Consider the following 20463-nt stretch of genomic DNA (forward strand, 5'->3'; position numbering starts at 1 on the left):
AAAGACATGCAATTATCTTTTTCAATTTATCGCTATAACCCAGACGTGGATAATGCGCCACGCATGCAGGATTACACTCTAGAAGTAGAGGGTGAACGTGACATGATGGTATTGGACGCCTTGCTAGCACTTAAAGAGCAAGATCCAACTCTGTCGTTCCGCCGCTCTTGTCGCGAAGGGGTTTGTGGTTCTGATGGTGTAAACATGAACGGCAAAAACGGCCTTGCATGTATTACTCCATTGTCTGCTTTGGGCAAAGGAAAGATTGTGGTACGTCCATTACCGGGCCTACCTGTTGTTCGTGACTTAGTAGTAGACATGACTCAGTTCTACACACAGTACGAGAAAATTAAACCTTTCTTGATAAACGACAACAAACAGCCACCAGCGCGCGAACATCTTCAGTCACCTGAAGAGCGAGCGAAGCTGGATGGCCTTTACGAGTGTATTTTGTGTGCATGTTGTTCAACATCATGCCCATCTTTCTGGTGGAATCCAGACAAGTTCATTGGTCCAGCTGGTTTGCTTCATGCTTACCGTTTTCTCATCGATAGCCGTGACACGGCGACAGATGAGCGTTTGAACGACCTCGATGACGCATTTAGCGTGTTCCGTTGTCACGGAATCATGAACTGTGTGAGTGTTTGCCCGAAAGGACTAAACCCGACAAAAGCCATTGGCCAGATTAAGTCAATGCTTCTACAGCGGGCTGTTTAATATACTATCTCTGTTTACTTTTTGTGACAGTTAGTAATGATTTAAATGGCCATCCCCTTTGGATGGCTATTTTTTTGTGTATTCATTGGCTCAAAGCTTGGTTATGCCAAGAATAGCCTTATAATACAAATCGATGGTAAATACTTTTTACGAAACGTAGCAAGGCAAAATAATGCAAGAAAGCGTGATGAAAGCGTGGTGGGATTCCTCGCACATGGCTGGTGCCAACGCTGCCTATGTTGAGGAATTGTACGAGGCGTATTTGGAAGACTCGCAAAGTGTTTCAGATACGTGGCGTCAAATCTTTGATAACCTTCCCAAGGTTGATGGCGTTGAGCTAGAAACAAATCATACAGCAATAAAAGAACAATTTAGGAAACTTGCTTCGCTAGGCCCTACAGCCAGAATGACAAGTGCTCCGGCGCAAGCTAATACAGTTAGTGATGACCGTCAGGTCAAAGTGCTACAGCTAATAAATGCATATCGTTTTCGTGGACATCAACATGCCAATCTTGACCCACTTGGGTTGTGGAAACAGGCACGTGTTCGCGACCTAGAACTTTCGCATCACAATCTTTCCGAATCTGACTTTGATGCTGTTTTTAACGTTGGTTCATACGCCATCGGGAAAGACGCTATGTCTTTGGGCGAGTTGTATAAGTCACTTAATCGCACGTATTGTGGTTCTATCGGTGCTGAGTACATGCATATTACCGATACGGACCAAAAGCGCTGGCTACAAAACAAGATAGAATCTGTTCAGGCCAAACCAACTTTTTCTAAAGATGAAAAGCTAAGCATCTTAAAGGGGCTTACCGCTGCTGATGGTATGGAAAAATACCTAGGTGCGAAGTTCCCTGGAGCAAAGCGTTTCTCATTAGAAGGTGGCGACGCACTAATCCCTATGCTCAAAGGGCTTATCACAAAAGCTGGTACTTCTGGTACTAAAGAAGTCGTTGTAGGTATGGCTCACCGTGGGCGCTTAAATGTTCTTGTTAACGTATTAGGTAAAAACCCGTCTGTCCTGTTCGATGAATTCTCTGGTAAGCATGACGATTCACTAGGAGCTGGTGACGTTAAATACCATGCGGGCTTCTCTTCAGATTTTGCAACGCCTGGCGGTAATGTTCACCTAGCATTGGCCTTTAACCCTTCTCACTTGGAAATTGTAAATCCAGTAGTTATGGGATCAGTTAGGGCGCGTCTAGGGCGTCGGGAAAACGATACCAACAGTGTGTTACCTATTACCATTCACGGTGACTCTGCTATCGCTGGGCAAGGGGTTGTTCAAGAAACCTTTAACATGTCACAAACCCGTGGTTTCGCGGTCGGTGGTACTGTTCGTATCGTAGTAAACAACCAAGTTGGCTTTACTACTTCTAAAACAGAAGATACTCGTTCGACACAATATTGTACTGATATAGCGAAAATGGTTCAGGCGCCGATTCTTCACGTGAATTCAGACGACCCTGAAGCGGTTGCTTTTGTTACTCAATTAGCGTTGGAATACCGCAATAAATTTAAGCGTGATGTGGTCATTGACCTTGTGTGTTATCGCCGTCATGGTCACAACGAAGCTGATGAGCCGAATGCTACTCAGCCACTGATGTATCAAAAGATCAAAAAAGCACCCAGTACCACGTCAATTATATGCAGATCAGCTTATCGCTGAAGGCGTAATTGAACAGCGTGATGCCGATCGCTTTGTTGATGAATATCGCGCGGCCCTAGATCATGGTGCATGTGTGGTAGAAGAGTGGCGTCCAATGACAGAACATACTGTCGATTGGAGTCCATATCTTGGCCACGATTGGGATACTGAATACGACGGTTCATTGTCGGTTGAAAAACTGAAATCTTTGGGTGAAGCGCTAGTTGACTTCCCAGAAGAGCATAAACTCCAGTCTCGTGTTAACAAGTTGTACCTTGATCGAAAAGCAATGGTCGATGGCGACAAGAAGCTCGATTGGGGTATGGCAGAAAACTTAGCTTATGCAAGTATCGTAGACGAAGGCAATGATATACGTATTACAGGTCAGGACTCTGGCCGTGGTACCTTCTTCCACCGCCATGCAGTGCTTCACAATCAGAAAGATGCTACGACACATATGCCACTTCAGCATATACGTGACGGACAGGGTCAGATAGAAATCTATGACTCAGTACTTTCAGAAGAAGCCGTAATGGCATTTGAATACGGCTTCGCTACTGCCGAGCCAGGATGTCTTACAATTTGGGAAGCGCAGTTTGGTGACTTTGCCAACGGTGCACAAGTTGTATTTGACCAGTTCTTAAGCTCTGGTGAAGCTAAGTGGGGCCGCTTGTGTGGTCTGACTGTGCTGCTACCTCACGGTTATGAAGGTCAAGGGCCAGAACATAGCTCTGCTCGTCTAGAACGCTTCTTGCAAATGTGTGCTGATCACAACTGGCAAGTATGTGTGCCTTCTACACCTGCACAGGTGTATAACATGCTTCGTCGCCAAGTGGTTCGCCCAATGCGCAAACCTCTTATTGTTATGTCACCTAAGTCGTTACTTCGTCATCCATTAGCAACGTCGACTATTGAAGAGCTTGCCGAAGGTCAATTCCAAAACGTTATTGGCGAGATAGATGACATAGACCCTAAAGGTGTTAAGCGTGTAGTCATGTGTTCAGGTAAAGTTTATTACGATTTGCTAGAGCAGCGTCGTAAAAATGAACAAACTGACGTGGCAATTATTCGTCTAGAGCAGCTATATCCGTTCCCTGAAGCGGAGTGTGCTGAAATTATGGCTCAGTACAGCCATGTAAAAGATTGGGTTTGGTGTCAGGAAGAACCGCAGAACCAAGGTGCTTGGTATTGCAGTCAGCATCATTTCTGGAACGTAATTCCAGATGGCGCCAAATTAGCATATGCAGGTCGTGAAGCTTCTTCTTCGCCTGCAGTAGGTTACGTATCCGTTCACAACCAGCAACAGAAAGCCCTGGTTGAAGACGCACTTACAATTAAATAAGGAACAAAAATGACAATTGAGATAAAAGTTCCGGTTTTACCTGAGTCAGTTGCCGATGCCACCATTGCAACCTGGCATGTAAAGGCCGGTGACACAGTAAAGCGCGACCAGAACCTAGTTGACATTGAAACTGATAAAGTTGTGTTGGAAGTTGTTGCTCCAGCTGACGGTGTTATCGGTGATATCCTGAACGAAGAAGGTGCGACTGTATTGGGTGAACAAGTGATTGCTAATCTTACAGAGGGCGGTGCCGCTCCAGCTGCAAAAGCTGAATCTGCGCCAGCTGCTGCACCAGCAGCCACTGCAGAAGCAACTGACATTAAGGTACCTGTTTTGCCAGAATCAGTTGCTGACGCAACAATCGCTACATGGCATGTTGCGGTAGGTGAGGCGGTATCTCGCGACCAAAACCTTGTAGACATCGAAACAGACAAAGTGGTTTTGGAAGTGGTAGCGCCTGCGGACGGTTCACTATCAGAAATCATCGCTGACGAGGGTGCAACGGTAACTGCGGAAGAAGTAATTGCAAAATTCGTTGCTGGTGCTGCTTCTGGTGCTTCTGCCGCAGCGCCTGCAGCAGAAGAAGCCGAAGAAGGTAGTGATGCGCTAAGCCCTTCTGTTCGTCGTTTACTTGCAGAAAAAGGTGTAGACGCTTCTAAAGTAAAAGGTACTGGCAAAAACGGCCGTATCACTAAAGAAGATGTTGAGAAGTATCTAAAAGCTGGCGACAGTGCACCGGCAGCAGCCCCAGCGGCAGCAGCTTCAGAAGTAGCACTGCCTACTGGTGACCGTACCGAAAAACGCGTACCAATGACTCGTCTTCGCAAGACCATCGCCAACCGTCTTCTAGAGGCGAAAAACTCAACTGCGATGCTAACAACGTTTAACGAAGTGAACATGAAGCCTATCATGGAACTTCGTAAGCAATATCAAGAAGGTTTTGAGAAGCGTCACGGTATTCGCCTTGGTTTCATGTCTTTCTACGTGAAAGCTGTGACTGAAGCCCTTAAGCGCTTCCCAGAGGTGAATGCGTCTATCGATGGTGATGACATTTGCTACCACAATTACTTCGATATCTCTATTGCTGTATCTACACCTCGTGGATTGGTAACACCAGTACTGAAAGATACTGATAACCTTGGTATGGCTGGTATCGAGAAAGGCATCAAAGACCTAGCAATTAAAGGCCGTGACGGTAAGCTTTCGCTAGCTGAACTTCAGGGCGGTAACTTCACTATCACTAATGGTGGTGTGTTCGGCTCATTGATGTCTACACCAATTATTAACCCACCGCAAAGCGCGATTTTGGGTATGCACAAAATTCAGGACCGCCCAATGGCAGTTAACGGTAAGGTTGAAATCTTACCAATGATGTACCTAGCTCTGTCTTACGACCACCGTATTATCGATGGTAAAGAGTCAGTTGGCTTCCTGGTAACGGTAAAAGAGATGCTAGAAGATCCAACACGCCTACTATTGGACGTGTAGCTTTAAACTCTCTTGAGAATTGTGGAAGGGCGGTAAATGTAGTAACCGCCCGACACAACGCAGATATTTGCCCTATAATATCTGTCAAACTAATCAAGTCGCGAGAGCGGCTTTTGTCTAAATAAAAATCGGATAGAAACACCATGAATTTGCATGAATACCAAGGTAAGCAGCTATTCAAAGAATACGGCTTACCTGTTTCTGAAGGATACGCAGCAGACACTCCTCAAGGTGCTGTAGAAGCCGCTGACCGTGTTGGCGGAGAAGAGTGGGTAGTTAAATGCCAGGTCCACGCAGGTGGTCGCGGTAAAGCGGGCGGCGTTAAGTTAGTTAAAAACAAAGACGATATTCGCGCGTTTGCTGAAAACTGGCTAGGCAAAAATTTGGTGACTTTCCAGACTGACGAAAACGGTCAGCCTGTGAGCAAAATCCTAGTAGAATCTTGCACAGATATCGCTAACGAACTTTACCTTGGTGCTGTTGTAGACCGTACAACCCGTCGTGTTGTATTTATGGCGTCTACTGAAGGTGGCGTTGAGATTGAAACTGTTGCAGAAGAAACACCAGAAAAAATCCTTAAAGCTGAAATAGACCCGATTGTAGGTCCTCAGCCTTACCAAGCACGCGAAATGGCGTTCAAACTTGGTCTTTCAGGTGTACAAATCAAGCAATTCACTAAGATCTTCCTAGGTCTTGCTAAAATGTTTGAAGAACTAGACGTTGCACTTATTGAAATCAACCCACTTGTCATCAAAGAAGACGGTGACCTTCACTGTCTAGATGCGAAAGTCGGAATCGACAGCAATGCGCTATATCGCCAGCCTAAAGTAAAAGAGATGCACGACCCTTCTCAAGAAGATGCTCGTGAAGCTCACGCTGCGCAATTTGAACTTAACTACGTTGCACTAGACGGTAATGTTGGTTGTATGGTTAACGGTGCGGGCCTAGCGATGGGTACCATGGATATCGTAAACCTGCACGGTGGTAAGCCAGCTAACTTCCTTGATGTTGGTGGTGGTGCAACTAAAGAGCGTGTTGCTGAAGCATTCAAGATCATCCTTTCTGATGACAATGTTTCTGCGGTACTTGTTAACATCTTCGGTGGTATCGTACGTTGTGACATGATTGCAGAAGGTATTATCGGTGCGGTTAAAGAAGTTGGCGTTGAAGTACCAGTTGTAGTTCGTCTTGAAGGTACTAACGCTGAACTAGGTCGTGACGTTCTAGCGAACTCTGGTCTTGATATCATTGCAGCTGAGTCGCTTACTGATGCAGCTCAAAAAGTTGTTGCTGCAGCGGAGGGCAAATAATGTCTGTATTAATTAATAAAGATACTAAAGTTATCTGTCAGGGCTTTACTGGCGGTCAGGGTACTTTCCACTCTGAGCAAGCGATTGCATACGGTACGCAAATGGTTGGTGGTGTTACACCAGGCAAAGGCGGAACTGAGCACCTAGGTCTTCCAGTATTCAATACTGTTCGTGAAGCGGTAGAAGCTACTGGCGCAACAGCGACAGTTATCTACGTACCAGCACCTTTCTGTAAAGATTCAATCGTAGAAGCGGCAGATGCAGGCATCGAGCTTATCGTTTGTATTACTGAAGGTATTCCTACGCTAGACATGCTTTACGTTAAAGAATACGTTGAAGCAAAAGGCGTGCGTATGATCGGTCCAAACTGCCCAGGTGTTATCACTCCGGGTGAGTGTAAGATTGGTATCATGCCTGGTCATATCCACAAGCCTGGTAAAGTAGGTATCGTATCTCGTTCTGGTACACTTACTTACGAAGCGGTTAAGCAAACTACTGACGAAGGTTTCGGTCAGTCTTCTTGTGTTGGTATTGGTGGTGACCCAATCCCAGGTTCAAACTTCATCGATATTTTGAAGTTGTTCCAAGACGATCCACAAACTGAAGCGATCGTAATGATCGGTGAAATCGGTGGTACTGCGGAAGAGGAAGCGGCTGCGTTTATTAAAGAAAACGTAACTAAGCCTGTTGTGTCTTACATTGCTGGTGTAACTGCACCTCCAGGTAAGCGTATGGGTCACGCTGGTGCAATTATCGCTGGCGGTAAAGGTACTGCTGACGAGAAGTTTAAAGCACTAGAAGCTGCTGGTGTTAAAACTGTTCGTTCACTTGCCGATATCGGTAAAGCACTTCGCGAAGCTACAGGTTGGTAATCAACCTCGCTTAAAGCACAATAAAAAGCCCGCTAATGCGGGCTTTTTTGTAAGTGAAGACATTAAGAAATTTACTTAACCTCAATACCTGCTGCCTGTTGATCGGCATGGTAACTTGAGCGTACCATAGGACCACATGCTGCGTGTGTGAAACCAATTGATTTCGCATAGTCACCTAAGGCATCAAATTCTTTAGGATGTACATAACGCTTAACAGGGTAGTGGTGTTTACTTGGCTGTAGGTACTGACCAAGGGTTAGCATGTCTACATCATGTTCGCGAAGGTCGCGAAGTACACCTTCCATTTCTTCAGCATTCTCGCCCATTCCCATCATAAGCCCAGACTTAGTCATTACTTTAGGGTGCTGTGCTTTAAATTTCTTAAGAAGCTCCAAAGACCATTTGTAATTCGCACCAGGGCGACATTCACGATATAAGCGGGGAATGGTTTCAAGGTTGTGGTTAAATACGTCAGGAACGCCGTTCTTGAAAATCTCAAGTGCTTTGTCCATGCGACCTCTGAAGTCGGGGACAAGTACTTCAATCGTGGTTGAGGGGCTATGTTCACGAATCGCATTAATACAATCCACAAAATGCTGTGCACCGCCATCACGTAAATCATCACGATCTACTGACGTTATTACCACATATTTTAGCTTCATTTCCGCAATAGTTTTTGCAAGCTTAAGAGGCTCTTCTGCGCTAGGCGGGAGTGGCTTGCCGTGAGCTACATCACAGAAAGGACAACGTCGAGTACAGATGTCTCCTAAAATCATAAAGGTAGCCGTACCTTTATTGAAACACTCCGCTAAGTTAGGGCAGCTCGCCTCCTCACATACTGAGTGAAGGTTATTTTTGCGCAGTGTTTTCTTGATATGGTCAATGTTCTCGGTGGTACGAGGCAGCTTAATTTTGATCCATTCTGGTTTGCGTAACATTTCCTCTTTTTCTGTAGGGATGATAGTTACGGGAATGTGTTTAACTTTTTCGTCGTCGCGGAGTTTTACACCCGCTTGCGGTCGTGCGTTACTCATCAAAACCTTCTTTGTATGTTATGTCGGTGATTGCAAGTTCATTCAACAGCAGTGAAGCCAGTTGCTCTCCTGCAACCTCCAAAGAATCAGGTCCACCCAAACGGTGCGTATCAATCATTTCCATACCTGCATAACCACAAGGGTTTATGCGCTGGAACGGCGAGAGGTCCATATTAACATTTAACGCTAACCCATGGAATGAACAGCCATTACGAATACGTAATCCAAGGGAGCATACTTTTCTTTCATCGACATAAACGCCAGGAGCATCCGGTTTGGGATAAGCCTCAATATCATATTTTGCGAGGAGGGCAACCACAGCATTTTCCATTGCCGTTACCAAATGTCTTACACCCAATTTGCGCCTACGAATATCTAACAGCACGTAAATAACTTGCTGCCCTGGTCCATGATAGGTGACTTGTCCGCCGCGGTCTACTTGTACCACTGGAATATCACCTGGCATCAGCACGTGCTCTGCTTTTCCGGCTTGCCCTTGGGTAAACACAGGATCGTGTTCAACGAGCCACAGTTCATCCGGTGACTCTGAACTGCGATTGTCGGTGTAGTTTTGCATATGTTGCCAAATTGGCGTATACGCTTGACGCCCAAGTTGGCGTACTACTATTGAAGTGTTCAAGGTAGGGTCCTACAGCACAACACGTACTAACTCTAATTTAGAAAGCTCGGTGTAGATAGATTCCATATGCTCTTTACTAGTCACCAAAACACTTAAAGACAGCGAGTGGTAATTGCCTTTACTACTTGGCTTTATCTTGGGGGAGTAATCACCTGGTGCGAGCTGTTGAAGACGAGAAATTACCTGATCAGGTAAGTCGTCGTGGGCAACCCCCATGATTTTAAACGTTTGGCGAGTAGGGAATTCGAGAAGTTCGTCGAATCGGGTATCCATGCGATATCCTTGATACTATCAATAAAAACAAAACGGCCGGATTATACCAAATCCGGCCGTTTTATAGAAAGCTTTACACCATCAAATGGTAGTAGAATTACGCGAGCTATTCGTCTAGCCCCAGTTGAAGCATGATGTAATCTTTAAACTGGTCAAACATACCGCCTTCATTAACTTCTTGTAATGTTACTAGAGGGTAACTTGCTACATCTTCGCCATCTAGTTGTAAGTAAAGCGTGCCCACCACTTGGCCTTTTGCCAATGGTGCCTCGAGTTGGCTATCTAACTCAAAGTTAGCTTCAAGGTTTGCTGCTTGACCACGTGGAATGGTAATTGGCGTTGACTGGTTAATACCCAAATCTACGGTTTCTCTGTCGCCCATATAAATACGTTGAGCCACAAAGCTTTCTCCCGCTGAATACGGTGTTACTGTTTCATAAAAACGGAAGCCGTATTTCAGTAGCTTTTTGTTTTCGACTTTACGGTCGCGTTCTTGTTCGGTACCCATCACCACTGAGATCAGACGCATATCACCTTGCGTTGCGGAAGTGATAAGACTGTAGCCCGCATCGGAGGTGTAGCCTGTTTTTATTCCATCAACGTTTAGACTTTTATCCCACAACAAGCTATTGCGGTTATATTGCTTAATACCGTTGTAAGTAAACTCTTTCTCGCTGTAAATTGCATACATATCTGGCGTTTCTTCAATGAGCGCACGAGATAGGGTTGCCATGTCTCTGGGTGTAGTAAAGTGGTCAGGATCGTGTAAGCCGTGTGCGTTAACATAGTTAGTCGCCGTCATACCAAGTGCCGCTGCGTGGGCATTCATCATGCTGGCGAACGCAGACTCTGAACCCGCTACGTGTTCAGCCATTGCTACACAAGCGTCGTTACCAGATTGAACCACAATACCGCGGAGCAAATCGCGCACAGGCACTTGTGTTCCGACTTCAATGAACATCTTTGAGGAATCTGGGAATTTTTTCGCCCAAGCATTCTCAGAAATAGTGACCTCGTCATCCAAGCTAATGTTACCCGCTTGCAATTCTTTACCAATGACATAAATCGTCATTATTTTAGTAAGGCTCGCCGGAGCTAATTGCATGTCGGCGTTTTTAGAGGCAATGACGTGCCCTGTTTCATAGTCAGTCAGCAAAAAGCCTTCTGCTGCTACTGATGGCGCTGGAGGAGTGATAACTGCGGCATGGCCGGTAGACGTCAACGAAGCACATAGTAAGCATGCGGACGTAGAGATAACTGAGATAGCGCGATGAAATTTTTTAAGCATGATTATTTTTCTTTATGCAGTTTTCGGTACGTTCGATATCACACGAGTTATTACTTCGTGCGATTAGAAATGAGCGTGATATACACGATGCACAGGATTCTATCCTATGGTAGTAACTAGGACTAGGCTTTAGCGAAAAAGTTTAACAAGAATCTAAATTTATCGAACAAAAATAGCAAGCTAGCTTGTTGGGCAAAACGCCTATGATGATGGGCGAATCGTGTACGCTTGAGGATAGCCGCTCTGTTTTAATTGATTTACTAGCGACACTGCGTGGGTTTCATCAACAAGTGGACCTAATTGAAGCTTGTAGACATTGTTCACCTGAGGCAAAGCCACATTAACTTGATACAAGGCGGTAAGTACTTTCGAAATAGACTCGATGCGTTGTTTATTAGAAGAAGCAACCACTTGGACATAATACGCCGATGGGTCCACGTTGCTTGTTAGTCTTGGAACTGGTTTGGGTAGGGGCGTTACGCCTAAATACTCATCATACGATTGGGTGGGTTGGTTACCAATGGTGACATTTTTATCTTCGTCGAAGTGGATAACCTCTAGCTTTACTCGGGCAGTACCTTTGTTTTTGTAATCAAGATGAACGGCAGCGGCGTAACTCAGGTCAATAACTCGGTTGTCATGAAATGGCCCTCTATCGTTAACTCTTACAATCACTTGCTTGTTGTTATCTAAATTTGTTACTCGAACATAGGAGGGTAAGGGAAGTGTTTTGTGGGCAGCAGTCATAGCAAACATATTGTATGTTTCGCCGTTCGAAGTTAAATGGCCGTGAAACTTTTGACCGTACCAACTCGCATATCCAACGGTTTCATAACCTTTACCTGTGCGTAACGGCGTATAGGATTTTCCGAGTACTTCGTATGGGCGCAGTGTGTATTGAGTATAGGGTTCGTACTTGGGCACTGCACTCGACGGTAAAGGAATGTCAGCGATGTAGTTAGGAGCAGAATCCTGATGCTGGGTATACCGCCCTTGAGGCGTTGAAGAGTTGCTTTGACAGCCAGTGATAAGCACCAAAAGACAGAGAAAAGCGCACACTGCATACAAACTCTTACTGTTTTTTGATACCACTTCACTGCTCATCGAGACATTAACCGCGCTTGTGTTGCAATTGACATTAACACACCAAAACCTGCCATCAAGGTCACCATAGAGGTCCCCCCGTAGCTAACTAAAGGCAGTGGCACTCCAACGACGGGTAATATACCGGAAACCATGCCCATGTTGACGAATACGTATACAAAGAAGGTAAGTATAATACTGCCTGCAAGAAGCCTACTGTATGCGTCTTGCGCCCGCGAAGCAATAATGAGACCGCGCAAAATTATACAGAGGTAAATGGCAAGTAAGACAATTACGCCTCTTAAACCGAATTCCTCACTAAACACAGAGAAGATAAAATCGGTATGACGTTCAGGTAGAAACTCTAACTGAGACTGAGTTCCTTGTAGCCAGCCCTTGCCATCCATTCCTCCAGAGCCTATGGCAATTTTTGATTGGATGATGTGATAACCAGCACCAAGAGGGTCACTCTCTGGATTCATGAAAGTGAGTACTCGTTGCTTTTGATAGTCTTTCATGAGGAAGAACCACATGATAGGCAAAAATGCACCACCTAAAAGCGCAAGTACACCAATAAGCCGCCAGCGCATGCCCGCGAGAAATATTGCGAAGACCCCAGAACTTGCAATAAGTAAGGATGTGCCTAAGTCTGGTTGTCTAGCAATAAGCACGGTAGGTATTGCCACTAATACGAAGCCAATAACTACATTAATGGTCGTTGGCGGTAGGGTAAATTTACTGATGTACCAAGCGACCATCATGGGTACTGCTAGCTTCATAAGCTCTGACGGTTGAAATCTCACCACACCTAAATCGAGCCATCGCTGGGCTCCTTTCCCCATATCACCGAAAAAAAGTACGGCAATCAACATGAGTAAACCAACCACATACGCGTAAGGGGATAAACGCCGATAAGCACCCGTTGGTATTTGTGCCACTACGAACATAGCGACAAAACTGATCGCGAGCCTTATCAGTTGTCGCGTCATTTGGCCTTGGTCTTGTCCAGATGCTGAGTAGAGTGTAAACAAACCTACTGACATTAACGCGAGTAGTCCCAATAGCAACCATCCGTCGATGTGAATACGGTGAAGGAACGATGTTTTGTTAGGTGATAAGGTTTGGTTCATTGTTCAACAACATCCTCATCAGGGTAGATTGACTCTCTGTCTCTAAAATAGAAATCAAGTATTTGCCGAGCCACTGGGGCTGCGTTTGAACTTCCTCCACCCACGTTCTCTAAAACTACGGTGACAGATACTTCGGGTGATTTGAAAGGGGCGTACCCGACATACATGGCGTTGTCTCGGTGGCGCTCATCTATCTTATCTGCGTCGTAATCCTCTCCCTGAGCAACCGCGATAAGTTGTGCAGTGCCCGTTTTACCCGCGGAATCATAATGGGAATTGGCAAAGGCAAAGCGCGCGGTTCCCTCGCTACCGCTCACCACATCATGCATGGCATTGAGAACAATATCTAAGTTCTCTTGATTCTGAATCACAACAGGCTGAAGTGATTTTAGCGGAATAAGAGACGTTGAACCGTCGGCTTCAACATATCCTCTTATGATCTGCGGGATATAGCGTTCACCGCGGTTAATTAACGTGTTAATAGTGTGGTTCAATTGAATCGGGGTGGTAGTCCAATAACTCTGCCCTATACCTACAGGAATAGTGTCACCGACGTACCAAGGCTGATTGAAACGGGCTCGTTTCCAGCCTCGGCTTGGCATATTGGCATCTGATTCCTCGTAAAGGTCGATACCGGTGTAATCACCAAAACCAAATGCGTACATAGCATCGCTTATCTTATCAATGCCAAGGTTATAGGCTAAATCGTAGTAGAAAGTGTCACAAGAGACTTCTATTGCTTTTGCGACATTCACATCGCCGTGACCTATTTTTTTCCAATCGCGCCAAACGTGTGACACGTTGGGTAGTTGGTAGCGACCTCTATCTTTTATGGTGTAGTCGGGGGTAATAATACCTTCTTCTAACCCCAACAGACCCAAATGAGGCTTAACGGTTGACGCTGGCGGATATTGTCCTTGAGTAGCTCTATTTATCAACGGCCTATCGGGAGAATTGAGTAACTCTGCGTAGTTGTTCCGGCTAATACCATGTACGAAAAGGTTGGGGTCGTAACTTGGATTAGAGTACATCGCGAGTACGCCACCCGTGCGAGTGTCTGATAACACTATCGCCCCTCTTGTTTGATCAAGAATACGCTGGCTTTCAAGTTGAAGTTCGATATCGATGTTTAGCACTATATCTCTGCCCGGTACTGGCGGAGTAACATCAAGGACACGAATAATACGCCCCTGATTATTGACTTCTACTTGTTGATAACCAACCGAGCCGTGGAGAATTTCTTCGTGATATTTTTCAATGCCCAATTTACCTATGTAGTGACTGGCAGCGTAGTTAGCTTCTTGACCTGCTTCAACTATTTTTTGCAGGTCTTTTTTATTGATTCTTGCTACATATCCCAAGAGGTGTGTTAGCGAATCTCCGTAGGGGTAATGACGGGCAAGACGCGCTTCTATGCTAGCACCAGCATACAAGTGCTTATGGGCCGAGAATCTAGCCACATCTTCCTCACTCAATTGAGTGCGAAGCGATACAGGCTTGAAGCGACGTTGACGTTTCAAACTGTCGTAGAAGTCGTCTACCTCCTCCTGCGTTATCCCAATGAGCTGTTGCAGTCCAAGTAACATTGCCTCTAAATCTTCGACCTCTTCAGGAATGATCTCCAAACTGAAAACAGGCTTGTTTTCGGCTAGGAGCACACCGTTTCTATCGTAGATTAATCCGCGATTTGGCGCGACAGGGAGGACTTTAATTCGATTTCCATTAGACCTGGTTTGATAGTCTTCAAACTGCTCGATTTGCAAAGAATACAAGTTTCGTAGTACGCCACCTAAAACAACTACCACAATAAAAAACGCAATCGTTGCCCTGCGAGCAAATAGATTTGACTCAGCAGTATGGTCTCTTATGGCTTGGCGCTTCCGTTGCATTTAACGTTTTCTCACTCGCGATGATAGGGGTGATTTTGTGTTACTGACCACGCGCGGTACAAGCTTTCTGTGAGAATAATTCTAACCAGCGGGTGAGGAAGGGTTAACGCAGACAATGACCACTTCTGCTCTGATGCAGCAATACAAGAGGGTGCTAGCCCCTCTGGACCACCAATGAGCAAACTTACATCTCTGCCATCCATTTTCCAGTTGTCGAGCTGCTTAGCCAGGGTTGGGGTATCCCAGGGCCTTCCTGTGACTTCAAGAGTAACAATTTTATTGCCCTTGGGAATGGCGGCGAGCATTTGATCACCTTCCTTGTCCAATATACGCTTTATATCGGCGTTCTTACCTCTCTTTCCAGCCGGGATTTCAGTAAATGATACTGGTAAATCAGAGGGAAAACGGCGCAAGAATTCATCCACACCAGCGGTAACCCAAGCCGGCATCTTAGTTCCAACGGCAACTATTTGTATTCGCACGCTTTAGCTATTCCTTTTTATCAAAAAGCACAATGGGTTTACTAACCATTATGCTCCGACAACAAAAATCGCGAGTTTACGCCCACAATTTTTCTAATTGATAGAAATCCCGTGTTTCATCTTGCATCACGTGCAGGATGACCTCTCCAAAATCAACCAATACCCACTCGCCAGTATCCTTTCCGTCAAAGTTACTCGGCGCAATTCCAGCGCGCTTAGCTTCTACAATGGCATTCTCTGCAATAGCTACCACGTGGCGTTTCGAATTACCTGAGCAAATAATCATCGTATCGGTAATGCTCGATTTTCCGCGTACATCTAGTTCAATAACATCGCGGGCTTTCATGTCGTCTATTTTGTCTAGTACGAATTGTTTGAGTTGTTGACTCTCCAAAAGTTTTCCTCGTCTACTTCTTTTTATACAGTTTGTGATGACGTATGTAATCAAGTACAGGCTGTGAAAGCCATTGCTGCATATTATCATCGTCTTCGTGTTGAATCTTGGTACGGAGTTCGGTTGAAGAAACCGTGACTAACCCAGAATTTGCCAGATAGACGTACCCATTTTCTGCCGTATGCAGTGTGTTCACGTCCGTGGTGGTATGAGCCTCTAGCCAAGGCAAGATGTGGTCAGGTGGCGAATATTGCTGATCATCACGACGCATCACGACGATATGGCAATAGTCGAGTAGCGTCTCCCACACGTACCATTTATGCAAAGTATACAGGGAATCTGCCCCAATGAAAAAACAGATTGTGTGTTTGTCTCTTTGTTTGAGAGCTTTAAGGGTTTTTACGGTGTATGAGGGACTGGGCAGTTCCAATTCAATGAGTTCAGGGTACAACCGCTGATCGGTTTCACAGAGCACTTTAACCATATTCACTCTGTGTTTTTGCTCAACTTGAACCGGCTTGTGTGGCGCTATTTTACATGGCATGAGCCCTAGCTTTTTGATACCTAAGTGAGTTGCGACTTCGAGGGCTGGGGTAATATGACCATGGTGAGGTGGGTTGAATGTACCCCCTAAAATGGCTGATATGCTCACTGTTGTGTTAGGTCCATAAAGGGAATATGAAAAACACTGAGCCCCATAAACATCATGCAAAGGTGACTCAGTTTTACATAGGGTTTAGCAATTGATTCTTGTTTAAATGCCAAATCAGCTTGGCTAAGTGCTATGTGAATATGGTCAAGATTGTCTTGGCTAAGGCGGCGAAGGGCAGTCTCATATCCGCCTTGTCTGTTGCGCCAAATGCCAAAACGTTGCCATTGCACTTGTTGGCCTGATGACATTACAAGTTTAAGTTTATTTAGAGTTTCCCATTCTCTTACCAGGGCCCATATCACAATGTTAGGCTCTAACCCTTCGCTTTCTAGGCGTCCGAGCATTTTTATACATTTATTAGCATCGCCTGCCAGCATCACATCGACGAGTTGAAAAACGTTGAATCGAGACTGATCAACCATAGCGGCTTCAATTTGCTGCTCAGTAACAGACTGTCCGGGGTAGAGTAGCGCTAATTTATCAATTTCTTGTCTCGCAGCCATCAAATTACCCTCGCAAAAATCAGCTATCAGGCTAATACCCGCGGGTGATACTGTGAGTTGATGGGATTGGACATGCGAACTTATCCATGCTGAGAGCTGTCTTCCTTCTAACGGATAACAGAGGGTATGCACCCCAACATCATCAAGGGCCTTAAACCATTTTCCTTTCTGTACGTCCTTGCCAATCTTCGGGCCATGAACCAATAGAAGGGTATCGCGGTTGAGCGTTGATGCCACTTGCTGTAGTACTTTACTGCCCTCAGTTCCGGGCTTGCCGGTAGGTAGCTCTAATTCGATAAATTGTTGCTGAGAGAACAAAGAAAGACTTTGTGTAGCCTCAATCAATTGTGACCAAGAAAAATCTTTATCTGCTACTAAAACCGTGCGTTCTTCGAAACCTTCCGATTTTGCTTTTGTACGAATTTGACCGATGACATCAAACTTTTGTTGAGGCTCATCTCCGAACACCATATAGCAGGACTTGAGTCCTTTACTGATGTCATTGGTGAATTGATTTGGATAAACCTGCATTGAGAGGTGAGTTACGTTGACGCAGGTGAAACAAGAGTGGCTTGGTTAGCCAATCGGCGAATAATGATATCTGCAGCTTCTTTGCGCATCTCTTCCAACACAAGTTCGAGCTCACGTGTTTTCGCCAACACTTGGTCAGGATCATCTTGATAATCTCTGACGATTTCAAATTGTGTGTCTAGAGGAGCTTTTCCTGGAAAGGTCACTCTATATCGAACGTTAAAAACAAGTTCGTATTCAGCAACTTGTCCAGATGCGTAAACAGATAGCAATTGGCGTTTTAAGTCCTCTGGTGCCAAATGAATAGCAATAGCCGGTACATCAGCGTCTTCAACGTCTTCTATTGATAGGTCATTCAAGCCATAGAGTTGTAAACGCTTGCGCAATGTGCGCTCCATAGGAGCGTGCAGCACAAAGCTAGTGACAACCACGTTATCAACATTGTCGGGTAGTGCAGGGGCACCACGAAGCTGAAAACCGCATCCTGTTGTCGCTGCCGACAACAGGATAACCAGCCCTAACCAGAGGAGTTTACGCATTTTAGTTCGCCACAATATTGACAAGTTTGCCCGGGACAACAATGACTTTACGTATCGTTTTACCGTCGATGAACTGTTGAACATTGGGCTGGGATTTAGCTGCGTCTTCGATAGCGTCTTTACTCGCATCCGCTGCCACTGTCATCTTGGCGCGAACTTTACCATTAACTTGAACGATAATGAGTTTTTCGTCCTCTACCAAGGCACTCGGATCAGCCTTTGGCCATGCTTCGTTCTCGATGTCCTTGCTGTGACCCAAAGCTTGCCACAAGGTATGTGAAATGTGCGGGGTAATTGGGTTAAGTATCAAGAGCACAGATTCCACAGCTTCGCGCATAACCGCTAAGTCTTGCGCATTGTCTTGAGGTGCTTTTTGTAAGTGATTTAGCAATTCCATCACCGCAGCTACCGCAGTATTAAAGGTTTGACGGCGACCTAAGTCATCAGTGACCTTTTGGATAGTTTTGTGTACTTCACGACGTAAAGCTTGCTGGTCTTTCGACAGTGTTTTAACGTCTAGGGCCGCAACATCACCTTTCGCGATGTGTTCTGAAACGAGTTTCCATATACGACGCAAGAAGCGATTCGCGCCCTCAACACCTGAGTCTACCCACTCCAATGTTTGCTCTGGTGGTGCAGCGAACATGGTAAATAGTCGAACGGTGTCTGCACCGTATTGGTCGATAACCTGTTGTGGGTCAATACCATTGTTTTTCGACTTAGACATTTTAGTCATGCCACCATGAAGCACAGGCTCACCGTCTGCAGCTAACCATGCTTTTACAATGCGACCTTTTTCGTCTTTCTCAGTTTCTACATCGGTAGGTGAAAACCAAGTTTTCTTACCTTTTTCGTCTTCACGATAATAAGAATCAGCAAGCACCATACCTTGACACAACAAACGTTTGAACGGCTCATCTGACTCTACTAAGCCCTCGTCACGCAACAATTTGTGGAAGAAGCGTGAGTACAATAAGTGAAGGATAGCGTGCTCAATTCCACCGATATACTGATCCACCGGTAACCAGTAGTTAGCAGATGTTGGGTCTAGCATTCCATCAGTGTTTTGTGCACTCGTGTAACGTGCGTAGTACCAAGAGGACTCCATAAAGGTGTCGAAAGTATCCGTTTCACGTAGCGCTGGCTCACCATTGAAGGTGGTTTTTGCCCACTCCGGATCTGACTTAATAGGTGACGTAACGCCATCCATCTCAACGTCTTCAGGTAATACTACTGGCAACTGATCGGCTGGAACTGGTACAGATTCACCATTCTCAAGATTAAGCATTGGAATGGGAGAACCCCAATAACGCTGACGACTAACCCCCCGAGTCGCGAAGACGATAGTTCACCTTGCGCTCGCCACAACCTTTGGCTTCCAATTCACTCGCAATACTGTCAAAGGCCTCTTCAAAGGCTAATCCGTCGAACTTATCAGAGTGGATCAGTGTCCCTTTTTCAGTGTAAGCGGATGCGCTTAAGTCACACTCTTCTTTGGCGTCAGCCGCAGGAGCGATAACCTGTTTAATGTTTAAATCGTACTTAGTGGCAAATTCCCAGTCCCGCTGATCGTGGCCTGGTACTGCCATTACCGCACCCGAGCCGTAATCCATCAACACAAAGTTTGCTACCCAAACAGGTAATGTTTCACCGGTTAGTGGATGAGTGACGGTAAGGCCCGTTGCACAACCCTTTTTCTCCATAGTGGCAAGCTCGGCTTCCGCCACTTTGGTGTTTTTACATTCGTCAATAAAGGCAGCTAATTCCGGATTAGATGCCGCCGCAAACTCAGCAAGAGGATGCTGCGCAGCTACTGCTACATACGTTACGCCGTAAAAAGTGTCCGGGCGAGTGGTGTAAACCGTTAGGTCAGTAATGTCGCTATCATTCGCTTCGAGTGGGAAGGTAATCTCAACACCTTCAGAACGACCAATCCAGTTTGCTTGCATTGCGCGTACTTGATCTGGCCACTCTTCCAACTGCTCGAGGTCAGACAAGAGTTCTTCAGCATAGTCTGTAATTTTAATGAACCACTGTGGAATTTCTTTTTGTTCCACTAGAGCGCCTGAGCGCCATCCGCGACCATCAATGACCTGTTCATTCGCTAATACCGTTTGGTCAATAGGATCCCAGTTAACCGTGGAGTTCTTTTTATACACTAAACCTTTTTCGTAAAGGCGAGTGAAGAACCACTGCTCCCAGCGGTAATAATCAGATTTACATGTGGTTACTTCGCGGTCCCAATCATATCCAAAACCCAAAGAACGAAGTTGACCTTTCATGTAATCAATATTGGAATAAGTCCAGTTTGCAGGAGCCGTATTGTTGTTAATAGCCGCGTTTTCTGCTGGCAAACCAAATGCGTCCCAACCCATAGGTTGCAGTACATTTTTACCCTGCATACGCTGGTAACGACTAATCACATCACCAATGGTGTAATTACGAACGTGGCCCATATGGAGTCGGCCACTTGGATACGGGAACATAGAGAGACAGTAAAACTTCTCTTTTTCAGGTTCGTCGTTCGCTTTGAATGATTGATTGTCTTCCCAGTATTGCTGAACTTTTTGTTCTATATCTTTCGGGTTGTACTGATTATCGGCCATGAAACTGAGGCTTCCGCTTTAGTAAAATTAAATATTTGT

General features: G+C 45.5%; 16 protein-coding genes and 2 pseudogenes. 5 read left to right on the top strand and 13 right to left on the bottom strand.

Annotated features, from left to right (window positions below; genetic code table 11):
- The first annotated feature begins 6 nt into the window (after positions 1-6).
- From EYS00_RS17995 to sucD, 5 genes and pseudogenes are all read left to right on the top strand, one after another.
- Entirely contained in the window at positions 7-717 is a 711-nt protein-coding gene (locus EYS00_RS17995; RefSeq protein ID WP_130639124.1) for a succinate dehydrogenase iron-sulfur subunit, read from the top strand.
- A gap of 172 nt (positions 718-889) precedes the next feature.
- A pseudogene (gene sucA, locus EYS00_RS18000) lies at positions 890-3710 on the top strand (2-oxoglutarate dehydrogenase E1 component).
- A 9-nt stretch (positions 3711-3719) separates the two neighbouring features.
- The gene (gene odhB, locus EYS00_RS18005) at positions 3720-5198 is read left to right on the top strand and encodes a 2-oxoglutarate dehydrogenase complex dihydrolipoyllysine-residue succinyltransferase (protein ID WP_130639126.1); all 1479 of its coding nucleotides are present in this window, start codon (positions 3720-3722) and stop codon (positions 5196-5198) included.
- Between the two features lie 143 nt (positions 5199-5341).
- Complete coding sequence (gene sucC / locus EYS00_RS18010; protein ID WP_130639128.1) at positions 5342-6508, top strand: ADP-forming succinate--CoA ligase subunit beta; 1167 nt, start codon at positions 5342-5344, stop codon at positions 6506-6508.
- A complete protein-coding gene (gene sucD / locus EYS00_RS18015; protein ID WP_130639130.1) occupies positions 6508-7380 on the top strand; it encodes a succinate--CoA ligase subunit alpha in 873 nt (290 codons plus the stop codon). Before sucC ends, sucD begins: the two co-directional genes overlap by 1 nt.
- Positions 7381-7451: 71 nt before the next feature.
- Here the strand turns inward: sucD and lipA are convergent, their stop codons facing one another.
- From lipA to leuS, 13 genes and pseudogenes are all read right to left on the bottom strand, one after another.
- A complete protein-coding gene (lipA, locus tag EYS00_RS18020; RefSeq protein WP_130639132.1) occupies positions 7452-8414 on the bottom strand; it encodes a lipoyl synthase in 963 nt (320 codons plus the stop codon).
- On the bottom strand, positions 8407-9054 hold the full coding sequence (gene lipB / locus EYS00_RS18025) for a lipoyl(octanoyl) transferase LipB (RefSeq protein ID WP_130639134.1): 648 nt from the start codon (positions 9052-9054) through the stop codon (positions 8407-8409). The genes lipA and lipB overlap by 8 nt, the downstream gene beginning before the upstream one ends.
- Positions 9055-9063: 9 nt before the next feature.
- On the bottom strand, positions 9064-9327 hold the full coding sequence (gene ybeD / locus EYS00_RS18030) for a DUF493 family protein YbeD (protein WP_130639136.1): 264 nt from the start codon (positions 9325-9327) through the stop codon (positions 9064-9066).
- 106 nt (positions 9328-9433) lie between these two features.
- On the bottom strand, positions 9434-10615 hold the full coding sequence (locus EYS00_RS18035; RefSeq protein WP_130639138.1) for a serine hydrolase: 1182 nt from the start codon (positions 10613-10615) through the stop codon (positions 9434-9436).
- A gap of 201 nt (positions 10616-10816) precedes the next feature.
- The gene (locus EYS00_RS18040; protein ID WP_130639140.1) at positions 10817-11719 is read right to left on the bottom strand and encodes a septal ring lytic transglycosylase RlpA family protein; all 903 of its coding nucleotides are present in this window, start codon (positions 11717-11719) and stop codon (positions 10817-10819) included.
- Positions 11716-12828 (bottom strand): rod shape-determining protein RodA, encoded by a 1113-nt coding sequence (gene rodA / locus EYS00_RS18045; RefSeq protein WP_130639142.1) that lies wholly within the window; start codon positions 12826-12828, stop codon positions 11716-11718. The genes EYS00_RS18040 and rodA overlap by 4 nt, the downstream gene beginning before the upstream one ends.
- Positions 12825-14717, bottom strand: a complete 1893-nt coding sequence (gene mrdA, locus EYS00_RS18050) for a penicillin-binding protein 2 (RefSeq protein ID WP_130639144.1) — start codon at positions 14715-14717, stop codon at positions 12825-12827. The genes rodA and mrdA overlap by 4 nt, the downstream gene beginning before the upstream one ends.
- A gap of 11 nt (positions 14718-14728) precedes the next feature.
- Entirely contained in the window at positions 14729-15199 is a 471-nt protein-coding gene (gene rlmH / locus EYS00_RS18055) for a 23S rRNA (pseudouridine(1915)-N(3))-methyltransferase RlmH (protein WP_130639146.1), read from the bottom strand.
- A 76-nt stretch (positions 15200-15275) separates the two neighbouring features.
- Complete coding sequence (rsfS, locus tag EYS00_RS18060) at positions 15276-15593, bottom strand: ribosome silencing factor (RefSeq protein ID WP_130639148.1); 318 nt, start codon at positions 15591-15593, stop codon at positions 15276-15278.
- A 13-nt stretch (positions 15594-15606) separates the two neighbouring features.
- Complete coding sequence (gene nadD / locus EYS00_RS18065) at positions 15607-16245, bottom strand: nicotinate (nicotinamide) nucleotide adenylyltransferase (protein WP_242618824.1); 639 nt, start codon at positions 16243-16245, stop codon at positions 15607-15609.
- Complete coding sequence (gene holA / locus EYS00_RS18070; RefSeq protein ID WP_130639150.1) at positions 16242-17279, bottom strand: DNA polymerase III subunit delta; 1038 nt, start codon at positions 17277-17279, stop codon at positions 16242-16244. Before holA ends, nadD begins: the two co-directional genes overlap by 4 nt.
- Positions 17280-17290: 11 nt before the next feature.
- On the bottom strand, positions 17291-17818 hold the full coding sequence (gene lptE / locus EYS00_RS18075) for an LPS assembly lipoprotein LptE (protein WP_130639152.1): 528 nt from the start codon (positions 17816-17818) through the stop codon (positions 17291-17293).
- A gap of 1 nt (position 17819) precedes the next feature.
- A pseudogene (gene leuS / locus EYS00_RS18080) lies at positions 17820-20424 on the bottom strand (leucine--tRNA ligase).
- Positions 20425-20463 lie beyond the last annotated feature (39 nt).

It is taken from the genome of Alteromonas sp. KUL49 (assembly GCF_006538345.1).
Taxonomy (GTDB): domain Bacteria; phylum Pseudomonadota; class Gammaproteobacteria; order Enterobacterales; family Alteromonadaceae; genus Alteromonas.